The organism is Komagataeibacter kakiaceti JCM 25156 (genome assembly GCF_000613305.1).
Genome location: NZ_BAIO01000766.1, coordinates 1 through 830, shown reverse-complemented (window position 1 = coordinate 830; position 830 = coordinate 1). Strand labels below are relative to the sequence as shown.

The following is an 830-nucleotide window of genomic DNA, read 5'->3' as shown; positions in this document are numbered from 1 at the left end:
CGCCGCAGTGCTCCGGCATGCTTGCGGGTGAACACCGCGCTGTTGCGCGCGATCAGCCGTGATGCGCTGGTGGCGTCCGACGTGGCGCATTCATAATGCACGATACAGATGGCCGGGTCATACAGAATGCGATAGCCCAGCGCGCGGATGCGCATGCACAGGTCGGTTTCCTCGAAATACGCAGGGGCGAAACTTTCATCAAATCCGTCCAGCACCTGAAGTATCTCGGTGCGGACCATCAGGAACACGCCCGAACAGAAATCCACCATGCGCAGGAAACCGGCCTCCGGCACCGCCGGGTGGGCGTCGCGCATGTAGCCCTGCACCGATCCGTCGCGCCAGACGATGCTGCCCGCTTCCTGCAGCAGGCCATGGGTCCGGACCACGCGACCGCCCACCGCGCCGGTCGTCTCCGCCGCCATGAGACGTGAGAGCGCGTTGGCCACCGCGCCGTATTGCAGGTCCACATCGTTGTTCAGGTAAAGTGTCGCAGGCGCGCGCGCATGGCGCAGGGCCGCGTTGCAGCCGCGCACGAAGCCGATATTGCCCGCGTAGCGCAGGACTTCGATGCCCTTTACATGGCGCTCGATACTGGCCACGCCATCACGCGATCCGGAATCCACCACGATGACCTGCATCGCCCCAGAATAGTTCGCCCGCAGCGAGGCCAGCGTGGACAGGGTCATTTCAAACTGGTTATGCGCGACGATAATCACGCTGAGCGCGGGCGGGGCATCGGTGCTGAAATCAATGCGTCCATCCAGCAGCAGCGGCAGGCGCATGGCGCACATGTGGCGGAACAGGGCGCGGGCCTGTTCCTCGTCACCGGG

General features: G+C 64.5%; 1 protein-coding gene. It reads right to left on the bottom strand.

What is annotated here, in order from left to right:
* Window positions 1-830, bottom strand: an 830-nt coding sequence (locus JCM25156_RS26250; protein WP_034961256.1) for a glycosyltransferase family 2 protein, incomplete at both ends; no start/stop codon positions are given.